The organism is Epilithonimonas sp. 33E, assembly GCF_059372615.1.
In genome coordinates, this window is sequence record NZ_CM182009.1 from 1912049 (window position 1) to 1932084 (window position 20036).

The following is a 20036-nucleotide window of genomic DNA, read 5'->3' on the forward strand; positions in this document are numbered from 1 at the left end:
ATTTTAGTTATTAAAATGACCTTTTGACAGGTAAACTACTTTTTTCGTATCAAAAAATTCGCCTTCGAAATAATTTTTCAAATTGAAAATCTCGCATTTCAATCCTGCAAGCTCTTCCGCGAGATCACCACCTTTCAAATAAAGGACGCCATTGTGCTTAGGATTGATTTGTTCTTTTTCAAATTTTCCTCTCAGCCACGTTAAGAAAACCGGCATTTGGGTTACCGCTCTGCTGACCACGAAATGAAATTTCTCTTTCAGCTGTTCAGCTCTCATATGATGAGCTGCAACATTTTTCAGGCCAAGACTCTCGGCAACTCCTTTTACAACAGTTATTTTTTTTCCGATGCTGTCCACCAGCGTGAAATGGACATTAGGAAAGAGAATAGCCAAAGGAATCCCGGGAAATCCGCCACCGGTTCCGATATCCAAAACCTTAGTCCCATCTGCAAACTCCATCACTTTCGCAATTCCTAAAGAATGTAGAATATGTTTCTCATAGAGACTATCTGTGTCTTTTCTGGAAATCACATTAATTTTTTCATTCCAGTTTTTGTACAAGGTTTCGAGTTCGGCAAATTGATTTTTTTGCTCGCTGGTAATATCGGGGAAATATTTTAAAATTAAATCTAAAGACATAAGGCGAAATTATGAAAAGATTTCTTAATTATTAATTACAATCAAATAAAAAACCACCAAAAAATGATTTTTGGCGGTTTCTAAATTTCAAAGTTTTAATGTGTTATTTTAAAACTTTTTTGGTCATCGTTGTATTTCTAGAATTCACTTTTATAATGTACATCCCTTCTGTAAGGTTCGTCTTATTAATCAAAACTTCTTTTTTTGCATTTTTTGTGTTGTATAATAATCTTCCGACAGAATCATAAAGACTTACTTCATCAATATTATCATCGGATTTTATAACAAAGTTCTGAGAGTCTTTAGAAATAATAATTCCGTTTTTTAAACTATTATCAATGCCTAAAGTTTCCAAAGATTTGTAGATCACCTCGAATCTATCTTCATACTGTCCGGAGCTTGTGTAGAAAGTATAAACATTATCTGTAATGTTGATGACTTTATTAAGATACTTATCTTTCAAATAAATTGCCTGGCTTGTTTTGAAGATTCCGTCCTTATCTGTTAAGGAAATGGTATAATTACCTGATGTGGAGGATTTGAATCCTAATTTTACAATATCTTCTTCTGAGAAATTTTCATCTTTTGCCTGGATTGCCAATTTGTGATTGTCTAAAACATTCCAGAACGAGTCACTACCGATTGCCAACAGATCTGCATCATAATCGTTGTCAAAGCCATTAGTTGCATTTGGAACGTAGCCGATCAATATTTCATTGTTAACATTGGTTGGTGATTTGAATTCTAACCAAAATCTGTTTTTCTGAGAACTTGTCTTGTTATAATAATTTGCAGCATCAGAATTTCTCATAGAATTCTTGAATACCAAGGGCTGATTTTTTCCGGCTTGTTTAGTTTGAATTATAAATCCTTGACCGACAGAAATATTGCCATTAGGTTTTCTGTTATTGTAACCGAAATAGGTTGCGGATGTCCCTCCTACAGCTGTTGCGATTGCGTAATTGTTTCCGCTGTAGCCGCTACTCTGCTGAGATGTTACCTGTCCGTCATTATTGGTCCAGAAATATGCAACGCCATAGATTTTTGAACTGTTTTCTGCATAAAAATCACTGAAGCTAATATTAGAAGGATAAGGATTTCCAACTAAGTTATATCCTCTCACTGCGCTCGTCCACTTGAGATTGTACGAAGTAACATCGCCATTTTGAGGAATACCAACAAATTCGAATTGTGATGTTGCAGATGTTGTTGTAACTGTTTCCGGGAAACTGTTTTTTCCTCGGATCGCATATCCTCTTGCGGGTTGGAATACAGATGAAGAATTCAGCGTAATCTCATTTGCAATGGTTGTTACAAAATAATCATTAGCTTCATTGTAAACATAGAATCTGCTCCAAGGGGTTCCTGTTCCCGTTGTTGTTGCCTGGTTATAACCTTCGGAAAACTGATAAAGGTTTTGTCCTATTACTGGTGAAGACCAATAGTTATAACCCATTTTCGGGATAATGGCAGATTTTTTAACAGTTACATTTCCGGTATTCTGAGCATTATTCTTTTGTAAAAGGTTAGCATTGTGCTCTATAACAAATGAACCTGTCGCAGTATTTTTGTTTGCGATTTGTCCGTTAATCGTTATATATCCTCCAGCATTGACAGTCAATGTTCCTCCCGGATTAATTGTCAAATTATTACTTTCGAAGTTACCATAAGTTGCAGTATCGTAACTAGTTTCAATGATTGCATTTTTAGTTGCGGTAGGTATTCCATTATTCCAATGAGGATTAGCTGCATTTAGCCAGGTTGTATCATTAGAAGCAAAAACATAATTGTAAAAAATACCGTCAATCTCAGGGCCAGAACCACCAGGAAGATACTGGAAAACATATTGTACATAATCCGTATTATAAAGATATAATCTTACATAAACTTTCTCACCCGGTCCTACTTTCAATGTATTGCTGAAATTTAATGTTTTCAGCGTATAATTGTTAGTAACCGTTCCTGTTCCCATTACAGTATAATCTGAAAAATCCGCATTTTTTGAATAACGCAATTCATAAATCGCACCATCAGTCCCTTTTGCAATATAGCTGAAAGTCTTTGGCTCAATTGTTTTGTTTGGACTGATATTGTCCAGGATAAATTGAGTGTATTTGGAAGTATTGATTGGGCTTCCTGTTCCATTATTCTGGCTTACAAGATAATAAGCCTTCGGATTGGTCTCACCACCCACATTAACAGTTACACCACCAGCAGTCGTCATTGTTGTTGAATTGATGAATGACTGAAACGTAGTTGCTGTAAAATTATTCTGATCCCAACGAATCAAAGGTGAAGTTGCGTTCGGAACATTATTGATACTTACAGTTGCTGTATTGGAAACGCCATATTCATTCGTGATATAATATGAGAAAGAATCTGTACCAACATAATCTTTAGCCGGAATATAGTTGATCGTTTTGTCAGCATTTAAGCTAGTTGTTCCATGAGACGGCTGTGTATATGTTAATGAATTAATCTTGTTGCTGTAATCATCATTAATCAAAACATTGATATCGATATCATTATTAACAATATTGCTTACCGTATCGTTATAGGCAATCGGCGCAGTAGAACTGAATTCTGTATATCCTGAGAACGCCGGACCATTAGTGCCTCCATCATTCAGCAATATTTGAAAAGCATTCCATGTATTATAAACATAGATTCTCAGGTAAACAATTTGCCCGTCTGTTGCAATTGGTCTTGAAAAGTTTGTAACAGAGATTGTAGAGATGCTATTAGTAATTGTTGTTTCTGGTAATACATTGTATGCTGTTGTGAAATTACTGTTCAAAGAATAGTCAATTTTAATTCTTGCATCACCTGATTCCATTCTGCAAAGAAAACTGAAATCAGAGAGGTATAATTTATAACCATTTTTCGGACTTATGGTAAACTGAATATACTTACTCTTATCAATTGTTTCAACATTTTTATCAGGCCAGCCTGTTGTGTGGAATGCATTATAACCACTCGCACTGATATACTGAACATAAGAAAGATTGGCTGTTGAAGTCATATTCCCAACCGTGATATTGTCATTGTATCTGTTTGGTGAAAAATCTGACTTGTTCCAACGTGCTAAAACCGAATTAACGTTATCCACAACATTGATGCTTACAGTAGCCTCATTGGAAGGTCCCGTTGCATTAACTGCTTTATATTTGAATGTATCTGCTCCTCCGTAACCGGTTTCCGGCTTGTAGGTAATATTTGTAGTTCCATTAACAGTCAATGTTCCATGTGCAGGTTGCTGGGTAATCGTAACTCCTGTAATAGTAAGAACAGAAGTGTCATTGCTTAAAACATTAAAATTTGAATTGTTATTCTTATAAACCGTATAGGAATCATTGTTAGCTACCGGTACAGCTGTATTAGGATCCTGTGCAACTGAAATGCTCACAGAAGCTTCATTAGAAGGTCCTGTTATATTGCTTACCTGGTATTTGAACGAATCCGCTCCTACATAACCTGCGACAGATTTGTAAGTCACATTGCTTGTTCCGTTTACAGTTATTGTTCCGTGTGAAGGCTGTTGAGTAATTGTTATACCGGTTATCGCAAGTGTTGAAGTATCATTGCTTAAGATATTAAGGTTGGTATCGGTGAAATTATAAACATTATACGAGTCATTATTTGCAACCGGAACAGCAGCAATCACATTTAAGCTAACTGTTGCTTCATTGGAGGATCCTGTGGTATTGACTGCTTTGTATTTAAATGTGTCCGCACCTTCATATCCGGATGTTGGAGTATAAGTTACATCAGTTGTTCCGTTCACAGTTAAAGTTCCATGTGCGGGTTGTTGTGTGATTGTTATCCCGCTTATAGCTGAACCTGAAGTATCGTTTGAAAGAATGTTCAGGTTGGTGGTACTATTTTTATAAACAGAATAAGAATCGTTGTTTGCTACAGGAACAGTTGCTTGAGTTTCAGTTAACTTTAGAGTATTAGCTTTGATTATCCAGCCACCATTCCAGTTATTACCCGACGAATAGAAACGTATAACAAGAGTCTGTGTTCCTGACAATGTTATATTAAGAGGAATATTCTTGGCAGCATTAGCATTAATCGATTCGTTATTAACCAATATTGTAGAACCTACATTATACATGTATGTATAATCATCTATGGCATTATTATTCGGTGCAACGTAATACCTGATAGTATAATGTGTTGGGCCAGGGTTGGTTTTGTCCTGTTCAAAAGCAAGATTAGAGATTTTTACCTGATTTCCGTTAGAAGAACTTACGGAAAATCCAAAATAACGATAGTGTTCTACACTGCTATTATTCCAACCTGTTACAGTCATTCCTTGTGAGCTGTAAGAGATCGGGTTTTGACTAGTGGTAATAGCTGTTGCTGTTACACGGCTATTGCTGTAAGTTACATTTCCATTTGAGGTTAATCCCCATTTAACTAAATCTGATTGTCCAAAAAATAAATTTGCAAATAGTATTGCAAAGAATAAAAAATAGTTTTTTTTCATAATCGATGATTTATAAAAATTTGAGCGTGCAAAATTAAATTGCATATTTTGCATCCATATTATCATACGGTAATAAATCTGCTCCTTGAAAATTTCAGGTGATTTTTAAGGAGGTTTATCCTTACAAAATGGATAGTTTGTTCGCAAGCAGAACTTATCTGCTATTATATTTTTACCAATCCGGTTGCAATATTATTAATAATACTGTAAGACGTACAAGTTTTGGAGCGGAAAACCCTGTGTTTAAAGCAAAAACTATCCTTTGGGATAGTCTTTGTATGGGCAATGTAGTAGGTGTTTTTACGTAGATGTAGGGGAAATGTAGTAGGTCGAAAATTAATTATTTCTCAATTTTTTGAAGAAATCTTTCCGATCTTTAATGTCCAAAATATTATAAATATTCTTGGTATGATACTTAACCGTATTTTCACTTATGAAAAGTTTTTCAGCAATTTCCTTGTTGGACAATCCATCTGCTAAAAGTATCAAAAGATCTTTCTGGCGGTCGGTTAATTTGTTAGAATTTAATAATAAATCAAGTTCAGGATTTAGAATTTTTTCGTCAGACGAATTTTGAGAATACTGGTTGAGCTCTTCTTTCATTTGCTCAATTTCTTCCTTCATCCTCAACCTGTCCTTTTTTATTTTTTTATTTTTTCTGAAGAAATAATAAGCAATTAAAACGGATAATAAAATCAGGACAATTAAAACAACAGTTCTTTTCCAAATATCTGATTCTTCTTTTATGATCTGCTCTTTTTCAGTAAGTGCCTTATCAACAATATGCATCTCGGAGATCTTAACATCCTGATTTTCCAATCTGCGAAGTGAATCAAGCTTTGAACCAATTAGGTAGGCTTTCGCAAAAAGATTATTCTCCTTATAGATTTTTTCCATTTCGGATGAGGCTAAGATTTTGTATTTTAAAATGTTACAGCTATCGGAAATCTGCATGCTCTCTTTGTATGCCTCCTCTGCTTTTCCTATGTCTTTCCTTTTCCCATACAGGTTCATAAGCTTTACATAAACTATAGGCACATTGCAGGTATTCGCATTTTCCATGATATCCATGGCTTCGTAATACTTTTTTTCAGCTTCATTGTATTTTTTTTTGATCATGAAAAGGTAACCTTCTTGCATCAGTATATAGGAATTGTCTTCCGGAAAAGCGTTGACATAATTTTTTGAAGCAATCCTTTTCATGGCTTCTTCCGCTTTTTTGTAATCGTTATTATCAAAATAGACAAAGGCATATTCATAATCTATTTTCATTCTCAAGATATTGTCCGGAGGTAATTGTCTGGCAATTGAATTGGAACGATTGAGATACTCGATACACATCATATAATCATTGACGCTGCGATATGTAGTTGCCATCAGAAAAAGAATATTACCTTCTTCTTCTTTTGTGAGATCACCGTTGAGTAAAATATCAGATAGTTTCTTTTGTGATAGCTTATGTTTTCCTTCTCTATTATATTGGATGATTTCTTCCTCAATAGAATGCAGGTCTATTTTTTTTGCATTAATAAAAATGAAAAATAGTATTAAAAGAGCTGAAAAATATTTCGTAAAATTAAAATTCATTAATGGGTTGCCTAAAATATTCTATCTTGTTATTAATTATAAACAAGTGTTTGAAGATAAATGCAAAAATAATTAATTATATCAATAATTTCTCAATAAATAATTAATTTTTAAATCAAATCTATATTTATTTTCAACACCGAATTAATTTTCAGAAGCATTTTTTTGCAAATATTTTTTATTCACATCAGGGTTATAATAATTTTTATTTTAATATGCTACTTGTTTAGGTTATTGATTATAAAAAATTATATTTGTGATTGAATCTAATCGTAATACATAATGAGTAAAATTTCTGATAGACTGAACAGACTGAGTTATTCTCAGACCTTCGTAATGAGTAACAAAGCGCGTGAGATGAAAGCCGCCGGAATAGATGTAATTAGTTTAACTTTGGGCGAACCGGATTTTGATGTTCCTCAAAAAATCAAACAAGCTGCTTTTGATGCCATTAATGAAAATTATAGCCACTACTCGCCCGTTCCCGGTTTTTTGGAACTGAGACAAGCCATATCAGAAAAACTAAAAAGAGATAATCAGCTGGATTATAAACCAACACAAATTTGTGTTTCCAATGGTGCAAAACAATCTATCATTAATGTTTTGTCTGCGATCATTAATGACGGTGACGAAGTTATTTTACCCGCGCCATATTGGGTAAGTTATGATGAGATGGTAAAATTGGTTGGGGGAACTTCGGTTTTTATCCAGACATCTATTGATACGGAATTCAAAATTACAGCGGAGCAATTAGAAAAAGCCATTACACCAAAGACTAAAGCCCTGCTTTATAGTTCGCCTTGTAACCCATCGGGTAGTTTCTACACCAAAGAAGAATTGGAGTCAATTGCTGATGTTATTGCAAAATATCCTGAGATTACAATCATTTCCGATGAAATCTATGAATTTATTAATTATGAAGGTGAACACGTTTCTATTGCGAGCTTTCCTCAGGTTTATGAGCAAACCGCTGTAATCAATGGTATGAGCAAAGCTTTTGCTATGACAGGCTGGAGAATCGGTTATTCGGCATGCCCTGACTGGTTAGCGAAGGCTTGTGACAAAGTCCAGGGCCAAATGACCAGCGGTGCGAATACAATAGCGCAAAGAGCTTCTATTACGGCTTTACAGATGGATCCGTCAGAATTACAATATATGATTACCGAATTCCATAAAAGACGTGATTTGGTTTTCGATTTAATGAAAGATATCAAAGGTTTCAAATGCAACCTTCCAAAAAGTGCATTCTATTTCTTCCCGGATATTTCTTACTTCATCGGTAAGAATTTGAATGGAACTGAAATCAAAGATTCTGATGATTTCGCAATGTTTATATTAGAAAATGCCAATGTTGCTTGTGTTGGCGGTGTTAGTTTCGGAAGCCCCGAATGTATTCGTTTTTCTTATGCAGCTTCGGAAAAAGAACTGCGAGAAGCAATGAGACGAATCAAAGATTGTGTTGAACAATTTTAACAATCGAGTATTTTACAAACCACTATAGATGTTTTTATAGTGGTTTATTTTTGCAACAATATTTTCGTGAATTTTTCTCCACCCTGAAAATTCAAGTGATCCTGATCTCCAAAATATTCATTTTTTTCTTTGAAAAAAGATTGACAGTCAATTATTTCTAAGCCTTTGGAAACAAATAATTTGTCAGCACCATAATTTTTATTGCCTAACATTTTCAGATAATAACCAGAAACAGGAAACTTAACACCAATAAGTTTGATATTGTTTCTTTGACAGATATCAATGATTTTGATTAGTTCCTGTTCCAGAGCTTTACTTTTATTATGCGACGGAAACTGGCTGTTCACTCTATCTTTAGCTCTGACGATTTTTTCTTCTTCGGATAATTTGTTCCAAATAATATTGACTGTATTATTTCTTTGTTGAAAAATCAGCTTTACCTTGTCCTGTAAGTATATCCTGAAAAGAGAATTAATTTTTGGTTGGAAAATTGGGAAATAATACTTTATATATTTTTCATTGATGTAATTATAATCAATCTTGGATGTATATTTTATACTTTTATCCAGGTTATTATTCTTATCTCTGTAAGGGCTCAATGTATAATTATCGACACTAATATATATTTTATCGATTTTGTAATGATTTTCTATTAGATAGATTAACTTCCTTTTCATATCATAATAAGAATCACTGTTATCAGAAAAATTATAAACGCCAAATTTTTCAGGCATTTTTTTTATTGACATTCCATGTGAATCGGCCATTATAAATGATCTAAACCGTTTGTCAGGAAAATCGTTATAACCTTTATAATAATTGTCATTTGCAAAAACAAAGACAATAATATTAAATACAAATATTATTATGAAGAGAATAAATATGTTAAAAATAAATCTTTTCAAGTCTTAGTTATTAAAATTGAAAATAGATAAACTCTATACTTTCACCAAAATTACCGTAAAAATAAATGACAAATAGAATCATAATATAACAAAGCCATCTTATAGATTTTGAATTGAAATTCTTAATACCTTCTATTGCATATTGATTTTCTCTTCCAAGCCATTCTATTAATAAAAAAACAACAATAAGTATAATTGCCGTTAACATATCATCAATTTTATCAAAATTTGGATATGTAATGAGTGAAAGTGAAAAAATTCCTTTTACATAACCTATAGCATGACCAATGTTTTCCGCTCTGAAAAATATCCATGCAAATACGATCAATATAAATGTTATCATCATTTGCATCAATTCTTTAAATGTTGGTAAAATCCGGTCTTTTGCAACGATTTCCAAATTATTTCTATTGGTTTTCATTACAACAGAAGGCAGTATAAATAATGCATTCAAAATTCCCCAAACTATAAAGGTCCAATTAGCGCCATGCCAGAATCCGCTTACGATGAAAATAATAAACACGTTGCGAATACGCATCCAATTCCCTCCTTTGCTCCCACCAAGAGGAATATACAGGTAATCTTTGAACCACGATGATAACGATATATGCCAACGGCGCCAGAATTCGGCAATATCTCTTGAAAAATACGGGAATGCAAAATTGCGTAACAGTTCTATTCCGAATAAACGAGCTGTACCCAAAGCAATATCAGAATAGCCTGAAAAATCACCATAGATCTGGAAAGTGAAAAAGATGGCACCCAGAAATAAGGAGCTACCATTCATATCTGAAGAATTACCAAATATCTGATTGGCTATCTCGGCACAATTATCTGCAATGACAATTTTCTTTAATAATCCCCAAAGTATTTGTCGCAGACCATCTGCTGCTTGTGCATAATCAAAATTCCTTCTTTTTTTTATCTGAGGTAGAAGATGTGTGGCACGTTCAATGGGACCGGCAACCAAAAGCGGAAAGAAACTGACAAAGACAGCATAATCGACAAAATTACTTTCTGCTTTTATTTTATTCTTATAAATATCAATTACATAAGAAAGCCCATGAAAAGTATAAAACGAGATACCAACCGGTAAAATAACTTTTAATAAAACAGGGCTTATTTTCCACCCAAAATAAGATACTGATTCTGCAAATGATTCTGCAAAGAAATTATAATATTTATAAAAGCCTAGAAAACCCAGATTTACAACAATACTCAGCCAGAACCAAATTCTTTTTTCTTTTTGATTTTGGGAATTTTGCATTTTTAATCCAGTAAAATAATCCAGAAAAGTTGAAAATAATAATAAAAACATGAATCGCCAATCCCAACAAGCATAGAAAAAATAGCTTGAGATCAGTAATAAGGCATTCTGGATTTTAAGACTTTTTGCAAAATACCAATATAATATAAATACAATTGGAAGAAATATTGCAAAATTAATTGAGTTAAATAGCATTTAGTTTTATTCCCGACTAAATTATAAAAAATCTATCTTTTCACTTTTAATTGCTAAATAATATTTTATCAATTTATAATTCTTGTCTTTGCATATTCAATTTTGTGAATTAATTGTTTAATATTTTATATATTAATTGATATAATAAAAAACCCTGACTTTACCGTATTAGCCACATAACACTGTTAGTTTTCAGTCTTTCACATTGATAGATTTTATAAATAGCAAATTGATTTTTAATTCACAAAATCTTTGTAATTTTGCACTATCAAATTTAAACAACAATTTAAACTTAAATATTATGTCATTAGTAGGTAAATTATTCCCGAATGTTGCGATCGATGCAATGAGTGAAATGGGTGATGATCTTAAGATCAATGTATTTGAAGAAGCGGTTAATAATCAGCAAAAAGTGATTTTGTTTTGGTATCCAAAAGATTTTACTTTTGTTTGCCCGACAGAATTACACGCTTTTCAGGAGGCTTTACCAGAATTCCAAAAGAGAAACACTATGGTTATTGGTGCTTCTTGCGATACCAACGAAGTTCATTTTGCTTGGTTGAACACTCCAAAAGATAATGGAGGAATCGAAGGTGTAACTTATCCAATCCTTGCTGACACGCACAGACAATTGGCAAATATCCTTGGAATTGTAGATCAGGACTTGGAATATGATGAAGAAGGAAACGAGGTGTTTACAGGTTCTAACGTAACTTACAGAGCAACTTATCTGATCGATGAGACTGGAAAAATCTTCCACGAGTCTGTAAACGATATGCCTCTTGGTAGAAACGTTAAAGAATATCTTAGATTGATCGATGCCTATGCACACGTTCAGAAACACGGAGAAGTTTGTCCTGCAAACTGGGAAGAAGGAAAAGATGCAATGAACGCTAACAGAACCGGTGTTGCAGAATACTTCAGCAAAAACTAATTGATTTTCTCAATCAATTATCATTTATAATCAATCATTAATAATTGTAGAATGTACATAGAACTTACAGGAGACACATTACAACAGATTATTCAGGAGAATGATAAAGTAATGGTTCAGTATGGTGCAACTTGGTGTGGGAACTGCAGGATTATGAAGCCAAAATTCAAAAAATTAGCTGCAGAGAATGAGGATATCCCTTTCTATTATGTGGATGCGGAAAAATTGCCGGAAAGTAGAAAACTGGCAACGGTTGATAATTTGCCGACCTTCGCAGCATTTGAAGGCGGTGTTCTAAAAAACCAGGTTCAAACCAATCAGGCTGAAAGTCTTAATCATCTTTTCAGTGAATTAAAAGGTTAAAACTGAGATATTCTCGGTCTCTAAATCTTATAATTTCTAAATCTATTAAAAATGAAATTACCAATCATAAGACAGTTTTATCAAAACCAAACACCGGAAAATCTGGAAACAACTTTAGAAGTTCTGGAAAGTTTTTCAGAATTCCGAAATGTCTCTGAAGAAGACCTTAACGTCACCGGAGAATTGATAACTAATATTTGTGGAGCTTTGGAAGTTCATGCCAGCGTTCAAAACGGAATGAGTGAGAAAGATGCTTTGAATTCCTTTGCTCAAAAAGTGATGGGTTCAATAGATAAATAAATAGTTTATTTTTTACAAAAAGGCTTTGGAAAGAGATTTCTAAAGCCTTTTTTCGTTATTTTTGGATAAAATCAAAAAACTATGAAAGATTTTATCGCTGCACTTCCAAAAGCAGAATTACATTTACATATCGAAGGAAGTTTTGAACCGGAACTGATGTTCGAAATTGCCCAAAGAAACCAAATTGAGATTCCTTATAAAACAATCGATGAAGTTAAAAAAGCTTATCGGTTCTCCTGTCTACAGGACTTTTTGGATATTTATTATGCCGGTGCCGGCGTTCTGATTCACGAGAAAGATTTCTACGATCTGGCAATGGCTTATTATCAGAAATGTTATGAGAATAATGTCATTCATACCGAAATAATGTTTGATCCGCAAACACATACGGACAGAGGAATTGCTTTTGAGACGGTTATCAATGGATTGCAAAAGGCTAGATTGGATGCAAAGGAAAAATGGGGAATCAATTCTCTGTTCATCATGAGCTATTTGCGGCATCTTTCCGAAGAATCCGCTTTTGAAACATTAAAGCAATCATTGCCTTACAAAGACTTAATTACTTCTATTGGTCTGGATTCTTCCGAAATGGGAAATCCGCCAACCAAATTCAAAAACGTATTCGAAGCATCTGTGAAAGAAGGCTACATTCCGGTTGCACACGCTGGTGAGGAAGGTCCGGCTGAATATATTTGGGAAGCTATTGACATTCTCAAAGTTGCAAGAATCGATCACGGAAACAGATGCTTGGAAGACGAAAAATTGGTTCAGGAAATCGTAAAAAGAGATTTAGCTTTGACCGTTTGTCCACTTTCCAATCTTGAATTGAGAAATACCGATGTGATGACCAATCATCCATTAAAAAAGCTTTTGGAAAAAGGCATCAAAGCAACTGTCAATTCTGATGATCCCGCTTATTTCGGTGGCTATATGAATGCTAATTTTGAAGCGGTCCAGGAAGCTTTGGATTTATCAAAAGAAGACATCATTACATTAGTGAAAAACTCTTTTAACTACTCTTTTGCAACTGATGATCAAAAGAAATCTTATCTTGAAAAAGTGGATATAGCGGTTGCAGATTTTAAATAAAATTTTAATATAAATTGTTAAGCTTAATATTATCATTCAGTAGGAATCTTGATATATTTAATTTTCAAGAAATAATAAAATTGATTTTATCTGGCAAAAGAATTAATAAAACTAAATATTAGCTTTTTAGATATGAAGCAAATATTCTTTTTGTTTTTTATAATGGTATCATTAATGTCTTTTCCTCAAGAGAAAACTAAAGATACAATCCACTGCAGTTTTAGGGAAAACAAAAGCTCAGTTTGTCCAATTTGTAAAAGCGATAAAAAGGTTTTACCTATATTTTATGGTTTAACAACTGGAAGATTTATGAAGAAAAATAAAAAAAAATATTATTTCGGGGGCTGTGAACTTACAGGCTGTGATCCTAAATATTATTGTAAAACGGATAATTATAAGTTCTAATATTTTCAATTCTTAAGAATCATCAAACTCCTTTTATGATTTTGGAAACCATAATGTTCATAAAGTTTTTTCGCTTTTTCATTATGGTTTTCAATTTCCAGAAGAACAATTTTGAAGCTGTTTTCAATGGAATAATTCTTAACAAACTCCAACGCTTTTTTGCCCAGAGATTTCCCTTGAAATTCTGGTTTAACAAACAATTCGTCTAAAAATAAGATCTCTCCACCAAATTCGAAACTGAAATATTTTGCCAGAATAATATAACCTGCGATCTGTTGTTCAAAAACAATTTTAAAGCATTCGCCATAATGATGATTATTGATGAATCTTACAAAATTATCGGTAGTGGTTTTTTCATCAAACGGATAAAGATCAATGGCATAGAAATCCTTCATCATTTGACACAGATCAGGAATATCGGAGATATTTGCTTTTAAAATTTCGTGATTCATTTTTTCTTTTTATTTTCTCTCCACAGCCAGGGCGCAATTGGATTTTTATCTTGCCATAGTCCTACTCTATTGTTTCGCGCTTCGGATTCCAATTTTGCATAAACAGGATCGCTGGAATATTTTTTATAATGCCAGGCCATTCCTTGTTTTATCATTTCCTGATTAACGATTTGTTTTCTATCATTAATAACAACTGCAATCAATCGTTTGTACCGGTCGTATTTTTCAGATTCTATCATGACTGTTTTTCCGAAACAAAGATGAGACAAAGCTTGTTTGGCATTATTTCCGAAAGGCTGAGTTCCTTTTTTCTCAGGAGAATCGATGTGAGCAAGCCGGATTTTGATTGGAGTTTTCTTGTAAAGAACTTCCATCGTATCACCGTCGGAGATTCCGATAACTTTTGCAGAAAATGTTTTATGGCTGAGATTTTCCTTTGACTGATTTTGCCCGAAACTGAAAACAGACAAAAGAATTAATACTAAAAACCGATTCAAATCAAATCTCAAATTTTTTCTTTGCCAATTCTTTTCTTACACGGCTCAAACTTTCCGGCGTAATTCCAAGATAAGAAGCGACCATCCACTGCGGAACTCTCAGCATCAGATTAGGATATTTTTTCAGAAACTCAAGATAACGTTCTTCAGCAGTTGTGCTGATTAATGCATTGACGCGATTTTGCAAATTCTTAATATGATTGAACATCAATCTTTGATTCTTTTCTGCAACATCGGGATAAACTTTTGAAAGGTTTTCAAAGAAGCCTTCTCTTGTCACAACTAATATACTGTCTTCGATTGCTTCGATGTAAAATCTGGATTTCTCATTCAAGAGCTGACTGGTTGTATCAGATATGATCCAGTTTTCCGGTGCAAACTGTATCACGTGTTCTTTTCCCGCTTTGTCAATAGAATACATTCTCAACAAGCCTTTTTCTACAAAAAAGGTACAATCAGAAATCTCTCCTTCCCGCAAAATGATTTCATTCTTCTTTGCTTGTTTTATTTCATAATATGATGAACAAAATTCTAAGCTTTCAATGGGAACGCCTAATATTTTTGAGAGATGATTGCGGAAGTTCTGATATTCCATTTGTTACTGTGTTTTAATTTGATTAAATTTTATCAAGACTGATATTCTGATGAGAGCTGTTGTACGTTGCTTTTCCATTTTCCAGAACGATTAGCTGTGGACTCTGATGTACAACGTCAAAACGGGATTCAATCTCGTTGGATATATTTCTATGAGCCAACAAATCGAGGAAATAATAGACATAATCTTTATCGGAATTTTCCATTTGTCTTTCAAAAGATTTCAGCATTGTTTTGCTGATAAAACAACGTGTAGAATGTTTGAAAATCAAGACTTTTTGCTGATTGGATCTCTCAACTGCTGAATCTAAATCCTTTTCGGATTCCAGTTTTTTCCAAAGGCTTTTTTTTTGATCCTGCTCCTCTTTTTTACCAAATATTTGATCTAAAAATCCCATAAAATCGATTTGAGTAAAATTAAGATTTTCCTGTCGAAATAGAAAATATTTTTTAATTAATGATGATGGAACAAATGTCCTCCAAGTGCCAGTCCAATGCCGCAAATCACGAGGATAATTTTTGTCCAGTCCATCTTGTGATTCTTATTACTTTCGAAAATTATAACTGACGAAATATGAAGGAAAATTCCGCCAACTACAGCTAAGAAATACACTTTCAGATTTTCATCAAAGTATTGCCCCAAAAGCATTCCCAAAGGTGAAGCCAAAGCAAAAACGAGAACAATCAGCCAGAATTTGGTTGAGAAATTTTTACTGTGCGTCAGGAAACTTCCCAAAACAAAGGAAATCGGGATATTATGAAAAAGAATTCCCAAAAGATATGGTGACAAAGTTTCTTTCTCATGAGATAAAGGAATTCCTTCTATAAAAGCGTGAACAAACAGTCCGATGATCAACGCAACAGGAATAATCGAATGTTCATCCGAATGATGATGAAGATGCCCGTGCTCAAAACCTTTGGTCAAACTTTCAAGCAACATCTGAATCAAAACCCCAAGAATCACAAAAATCCCGATATTATGGTCTTCAGAATGATAAACTTCCGGAAAAACCTCATTCAGACAGATCGTTATCAGAAAACCTGCACTCAGAATCAAGAGATTTTTTGCAAATTGCTGCTTACTTCCGAAATATTTTCCAAGAAAAACTCCAATCAGAACACTTAATATCAATAGAAGTATAATCATCTTAAAACTTAAATCTATTTAATCTTTCTAAACAAATTAATACATCTTTGGGAACTTTTTCCCTCAAAATCATTAAGCTGATAATCGCCCCAACGTTGGATTAATTCAAAACCAAATTCATCAGCAAATTTCAGGATTTTTTCAGGAGAAGTCAGTTTGACACGTTCGAAAAAATGAAACTTTTTGCCTTGGTCTTCAAAATTAATTTCTTTAATGATAAAATCATTCTCAATATGTTTTTGAATATTAAAGGTAATATTTTCTCTTTCGATAGAACTTTTCGGAACGATGACATTTTTCACATAATCAGAATTCAGAAAATCTAAAACGAAATAACCTTCATTCTTTAAAGCATCGGAAACAGAACGGAAAACACTTTTGTCCTCTTCTTCCGTTTCGAAATATCCAAAGCTTGTGAACAAGTTAAAAACCGCATCAACAGGCTCGGTCTCAATCCTATTTCTCATATCGTGAACCCGAAATTTCAAAGAGTCATTTTCGAATTGCTTATCATAACTGATACTTTGTTCGGACAAATCCAGTCCTAGAACATTGTAACCTAACTTGTTCAGATACACCGAATGTCTGCCTTTTCCGCAAGCTAAATCAATTATTTTTGAATTTTTCTCAAGTTTCAGAAAACCGGTTAGCAGATTCAGAAAATTTTCGGCTTCCTGATAATCCCGGTTGCTGTATAAAATATGATAATATGGTGTATCAAACCATTCTTCGAACCATTGCATCTTGCAAAAATAAGGAAAATAGATGTGAGACCGGCAGATTAAGGAAGAGATTTTCTATAAGTTCAAAAGTCTATTATCTATCATGTAAATATCTATTATCTTTGCGGAATGGATACAAACAATCTGCATATACAGATCAAAACTTTTTTCGGGTTAGAACAGGTTTTGGCCGATGAAGTTAAAAAACTAGGCGGTAAAAAAGTAGAAGCCAGAAACCGTGCAGTGACTTGCGAAGGTGACCTGGGTTTTCTTTACAAACTCAATTATTCTTGCAGAACTGCGCTTAAAATTATTGTTCCAATTTTAGAATTCAAAGCTTTTAATGAATCTAAATATTACGATAAATTATTCAAGTTTGAATGGGATCAGTTTCTGGAGAAACACCAGTCATTTGCGATTGATGCGACTGTAAACTCGGAGAGATTCAGCCATTCTCAGTTTATGACTTTGAAAATGAAAGATGCAATTGTCGATTATTTTCAGGAAAAACATAACATCAGACCTAACGTTAACAAAGACAATCCTGATATCAAATTTCATCTTCATATCGATAGAGAATTGGTAACGATTTCCTTGGATAGTTCAGGCGATCCCCTTTTCAAGCGTGGTTACAGAAAAGAGCAGACCGTTGCGCCGATTAACGAAGTGTTGGCCAGCGGAATGTTACAATTGGCAGGTTGGGACGGAAAAGGTAATTTTCTGGATCCGATGTGTGGTTCCGGAACATTATTGATAGAAGCTACAATGATTGCCCTGGATCTGCCGGCACAGATTTTCAGAAAAGAGTTTGCTTTTCAAAACTGGAAAAATTATGACGAAGATTTGTTCCAAAAGATCAAAGAATTCCGGATCAACAGGGTGAAAGAATTCACTGGGAAAATTGTGGGTTATGATATGGACGCCAGGGCTTTGAACGCAGCAAGAACCAATATAGAAGCCGCAGAAATGGAAGATGTTATTGAAGTGAGAAAACAAAATTTCTTCGAATCTGAGAAAGATATGTTCCCATTATTGATAGTTTTCAATCCGCCTTATGACGAGAGAATTAGTATTAATGATGATAATTTCTATAAAAAAATCGGTGATACTTTTAAACAGCATTATCCTAACACTTTGGCCTGGCTGATTTCTGCCGACCTTGATGCGCCGAAAAAAATCGGACTCAGACCTTCAAGAAAAATCAAGCTTTTCAATGGAAAACTGGAGACGAGATTTTTACAGTATGAGATGTATGATGGAACGAAGAAAGTGCATAAACTAGAAAAATAATACTACTTTGACAACAATCTCAATCATCATTGCCATCTTCAACAGAAAAGACGAATTATTTGAACTTCTGAATTCTTTATCACGTCAGACCGATAAAGATTTTGAAGTCATTGTTGTGGATGATGGTTCTATCATCAAGCTTCTCCCGACTGTGGAATTATTCGAAGAGCAGCTGGATATTCAGTTTTTCCGAAAGGATAATTCAGGTCCTGGATTGAGCCGAAATTACGGGGCAAAACGAGCGAAGAATGATTGGCTGGTTTTTGTAGATTCTGATGTGATTGTAGAAACGGATTATATTGAAAACATCAAGAAAAATCTGATTAAAAATCCGTGCGATGCTTTTGGAGGTGCGGACAAAGCGCACAAAGGTTTTAACCTGATGCAAAAAGCAATCTCCTACTCTATGACTTCGGTTTTTACAACAGGCGGAATCCGGGGAAATAAAAATGCAGTGACTAAATTCCAGCCCAGAAGTTTCAATATGGGTGTTAATAAAGAGGCTTTTTTGAAAGTCGGCGGTTTCTCAGAAATGCGGATCGGTGAAGACCCGGATCTGTCTATGACACTTTGGGAAAATGGTTACACAACCAGATTTTATGATGATATTGGGGTTTATCACAAACGCAGAACAGATTTTGGGAAATTCTCCAAACAGGTATACCAATTCGGTTGTGCAAGACCAATTCTCAACCAAAGACATCCAAAATATGTAAAGCCGACATTCTGGTTTCCAACTATTTTTCTATTGGGATACTTGGTTGGAGCCATTCATTATTTTGTTTGGGGAAATGGGCTGATTCTTGCTTTATACGGACTTTATACTTTTCTGGTGTTTTTCCATGCTTTGTTTGTAACCAGAAATATCAGCATTGCATCAATGGCAATTATCTCTACCTATATCCAAATGTTTTCTTACGGTTATGGTTTTTTAAAATCATGGTTTCTCCTCAATATTTTGAAACAATCACCAAGAGAAGCTTTTCCTAAACATTTTCATTAATTTGGAGTAAAACAAAAAGCTTCATAAATTATTTATGAAGCTTAAGAAAATAATATATATAACCTTAGTTTAGAGAAACTATTTCAAAGTAATAAGTCTGTTAAAAACATCACCATTCTTTTCTACACTGATGATGTAAGCAGGCGAGTTATTAGCGTTCAAATCGAATTTAAGATTGATCTCACCATTGTTAGCTTTAACAGATTGGTTGTAATACTCATTATTTGCAAGGTCTGAGACGGTCACATTAATAGCATTCTCAATACTGTTCATATGCAGTTTCACAATATTGTTTTCAACAGTATATTCTGGCTTGTTAAATGCGAGAACAGGTGTTTTTGCGGCAGAAACATTTCCGTTTTTGTCAATCGTTACTTTATATTTTTCAATTTTAAAATCCGATTCAGCTACCAAAAAATAATCACCTTCAGAAAGTGTTGAAAGGTCATAAGTTTTTTCAACATTCTCTTTGTTCCCGATATTTTCCGAATAGATTTCATCTTTTCTGTCATTATAGAAATATAGTGAAACATTCTCAGCATTGAAGATCTCAAAACGGAGTGTTTTAGAATTAGCTTCTGTTAATGAAATTGAAAAGAATTTATCTTTTGCCGAAACACTCATTGAAATTAGCATTGCGCTAACAATCAAACTTATTTTTAATAGACTTTTCATAATAATA

Annotated in this window: 21 protein-coding genes; 9 read left to right on the forward strand and 12 right to left on the reverse strand. The window is 33.8% G+C overall.

The window, feature by feature from the left end; genetic code table 11:
* Window positions 1–3: 3 nt before the first annotated feature.
* Window positions 4–639: a 16S rRNA (guanine(527)-N(7))-methyltransferase RsmG gene (rsmG, locus tag AC5P2S_RS08790; protein ID WP_494554659.1), complete on the reverse strand. Its 636-nt coding sequence runs from the start codon at window positions 637–639 to the stop codon at window positions 4–6.
* Between the two features lie 103 nt (window positions 640–742).
* Window positions 743–5131 (reverse strand): DUF8693 domain-containing protein, encoded by a 4389-nt coding sequence (locus AC5P2S_RS08795; protein WP_494554660.1) that lies wholly within the window; start codon window positions 5129–5131, stop codon window positions 743–745.
* A gap of 128 nt (window positions 5132–5259) precedes the next feature.
* Between AC5P2S_RS08795 and AC5P2S_RS08800 the strand changes: the two genes are divergently transcribed.
* Window positions 5260–5439 (forward strand): hypothetical protein, encoded by a 180-nt coding sequence (locus AC5P2S_RS08800; protein ID WP_283415388.1) that lies wholly within the window; start codon window positions 5260–5262, stop codon window positions 5437–5439.
* Between the two features lie 28 nt (window positions 5440–5467).
* On the opposite strand, the gene AC5P2S_RS08805 is transcribed toward AC5P2S_RS08800, so the two are convergent.
* Window positions 5468–6718: a LuxR C-terminal-related transcriptional regulator gene (locus AC5P2S_RS08805; protein WP_494554661.1), complete on the reverse strand. Its 1251-nt coding sequence runs from the start codon at window positions 6716–6718 to the stop codon at window positions 5468–5470.
* A gap of 282 nt (window positions 6719–7000) precedes the next feature.
* Here AC5P2S_RS08805 and AC5P2S_RS08810 point away from each other — a divergent pair, with 282 nt between their 5' ends.
* Window positions 7001–8191 carry a pyridoxal phosphate-dependent aminotransferase gene (locus tag AC5P2S_RS08810; protein ID WP_494554662.1) on the forward strand — a complete coding sequence of 397 codons (1191 nt, stop codon included), beginning with the start codon at window positions 7001–7003 and terminating at the stop codon, window positions 8189–8191.
* Window positions 8192–8235: 44 nt separating this feature from the next.
* Here the strand turns inward: AC5P2S_RS08810 and AC5P2S_RS08815 are convergent, their stop codons facing one another.
* Together AC5P2S_RS08815 and AC5P2S_RS08820 are read right to left on the reverse strand one after the other, a co-directional pair.
* A complete protein-coding gene (locus tag AC5P2S_RS08815) occupies window positions 8236–8925 on the reverse strand; it encodes a hypothetical protein (RefSeq protein ID WP_494554663.1) in 690 nt (229 codons plus the stop codon).
* A 181-nt stretch (window positions 8926–9106) separates the two neighbouring features.
* Window positions 9107–10558, reverse strand: coding sequence for an MBOAT family O-acyltransferase (locus tag AC5P2S_RS08820; protein WP_494554664.1), 1452 nt, complete (start codon window positions 10556–10558; stop codon window positions 9107–9109).
* Between the two features lie 301 nt (window positions 10559–10859).
* Between AC5P2S_RS08820 and AC5P2S_RS08825 the strand changes: the two genes are divergently transcribed.
* The 5 genes from AC5P2S_RS08825 (at window position 10860) to AC5P2S_RS08845 (ending at window position 13649) form a co-directional block, all read left to right on the forward strand.
* Window positions 10860–11492, forward strand: a complete 633-nt coding sequence (locus tag AC5P2S_RS08825; protein WP_283415399.1) for a peroxiredoxin — start codon at window positions 10860–10862, stop codon at window positions 11490–11492.
* A gap of 51 nt (window positions 11493–11543) precedes the next feature.
* Window positions 11544–11855 carry a thioredoxin family protein gene (locus tag AC5P2S_RS08830; RefSeq protein WP_283415400.1) on the forward strand — a complete coding sequence of 104 codons (312 nt, stop codon included), beginning with the start codon at window positions 11544–11546 and terminating at the stop codon, window positions 11853–11855.
* A 51-nt stretch (window positions 11856–11906) separates the two neighbouring features.
* Entirely contained in the window at window positions 11907–12155 is a 249-nt protein-coding gene (locus AC5P2S_RS08835) for a DUF6952 family protein (protein ID WP_283415401.1), read from the forward strand.
* Window positions 12156–12236: 81 nt separating this feature from the next.
* Window positions 12237–13244, forward strand: coding sequence for an adenosine deaminase (locus tag AC5P2S_RS08840; protein WP_494554665.1), 1008 nt, complete (start codon window positions 12237–12239; stop codon window positions 13242–13244).
* Between the two features lie 132 nt (window positions 13245–13376).
* On the forward strand, window positions 13377–13649 hold the full coding sequence (locus AC5P2S_RS08845) for a hypothetical protein (protein WP_494554666.1): 273 nt from the start codon (window positions 13377–13379) through the stop codon (window positions 13647–13649).
* A 5-nt stretch (window positions 13650–13654) separates the two neighbouring features.
* On the opposite strand, the gene AC5P2S_RS08850 is transcribed toward AC5P2S_RS08845, so the two are convergent.
* Genes AC5P2S_RS08850 through AC5P2S_RS08875 form a run of 6 tightly spaced genes read right to left on the reverse strand, consistent with a single transcriptional unit; the run spans window position 13655 to window position 17082 of the window.
* Complete coding sequence (locus tag AC5P2S_RS08850; RefSeq protein ID WP_283415403.1) at window positions 13655–14101, reverse strand: GNAT family N-acetyltransferase; 447 nt, start codon at window positions 14099–14101, stop codon at window positions 13655–13657.
* Window positions 14098–14598, reverse strand: coding sequence for a thermonuclease family protein (locus AC5P2S_RS08855; protein ID WP_494554667.1), 501 nt, complete (start codon window positions 14596–14598; stop codon window positions 14098–14100). Before AC5P2S_RS08855 ends, AC5P2S_RS08850 begins: the two co-directional genes overlap by 4 nt.
* Before the next feature lies 1 nt (window position 14599).
* Window positions 14600–15193, reverse strand: coding sequence for a Crp/Fnr family transcriptional regulator (locus tag AC5P2S_RS08860; protein ID WP_283415405.1), 594 nt, complete (start codon window positions 15191–15193; stop codon window positions 14600–14602).
* A 22-nt stretch (window positions 15194–15215) separates the two neighbouring features.
* Window positions 15216–15590: a bacillithiol system redox-active protein YtxJ gene (ytxJ, locus tag AC5P2S_RS08865; RefSeq protein ID WP_283415406.1), complete on the reverse strand. Its 375-nt coding sequence runs from the start codon at window positions 15588–15590 to the stop codon at window positions 15216–15218.
* A gap of 56 nt (window positions 15591–15646) precedes the next feature.
* The gene (locus AC5P2S_RS08870; RefSeq protein ID WP_494554668.1) at window positions 15647–16339 is read right to left on the reverse strand and encodes a ZIP family metal transporter; all 693 of its coding nucleotides are present in this window, start codon (window positions 16337–16339) and stop codon (window positions 15647–15649) included.
* 14 nt (window positions 16340–16353) lie between these two features.
* Window positions 16354–17082: an SAM-dependent methyltransferase gene (locus AC5P2S_RS08875; RefSeq protein ID WP_494554669.1), complete on the reverse strand. Its 729-nt coding sequence runs from the start codon at window positions 17080–17082 to the stop codon at window positions 16354–16356.
* A 108-nt stretch (window positions 17083–17190) separates the two neighbouring features.
* Between AC5P2S_RS08875 and AC5P2S_RS08880 the strand changes: the two genes are divergently transcribed.
* Complete coding sequence (locus AC5P2S_RS08880) at window positions 17191–18351, forward strand: THUMP domain-containing class I SAM-dependent RNA methyltransferase (protein WP_494554670.1); 1161 nt, start codon at window positions 17191–17193, stop codon at window positions 18349–18351.
* Between the two features lie 7 nt (window positions 18352–18358).
* Complete coding sequence (locus AC5P2S_RS08885; protein ID WP_283415410.1) at window positions 18359–19354, forward strand: glycosyltransferase family 2 protein; 996 nt, start codon at window positions 18359–18361, stop codon at window positions 19352–19354.
* A gap of 78 nt (window positions 19355–19432) precedes the next feature.
* On the opposite strand, the gene AC5P2S_RS08890 is transcribed toward AC5P2S_RS08885, so the two are convergent.
* Window positions 19433–20029 (reverse strand): hypothetical protein, encoded by a 597-nt coding sequence (locus tag AC5P2S_RS08890; RefSeq protein ID WP_283415411.1) that lies wholly within the window; start codon window positions 20027–20029, stop codon window positions 19433–19435.
* Between the last annotated feature and the right edge of the window lie 7 nt (window positions 20030–20036).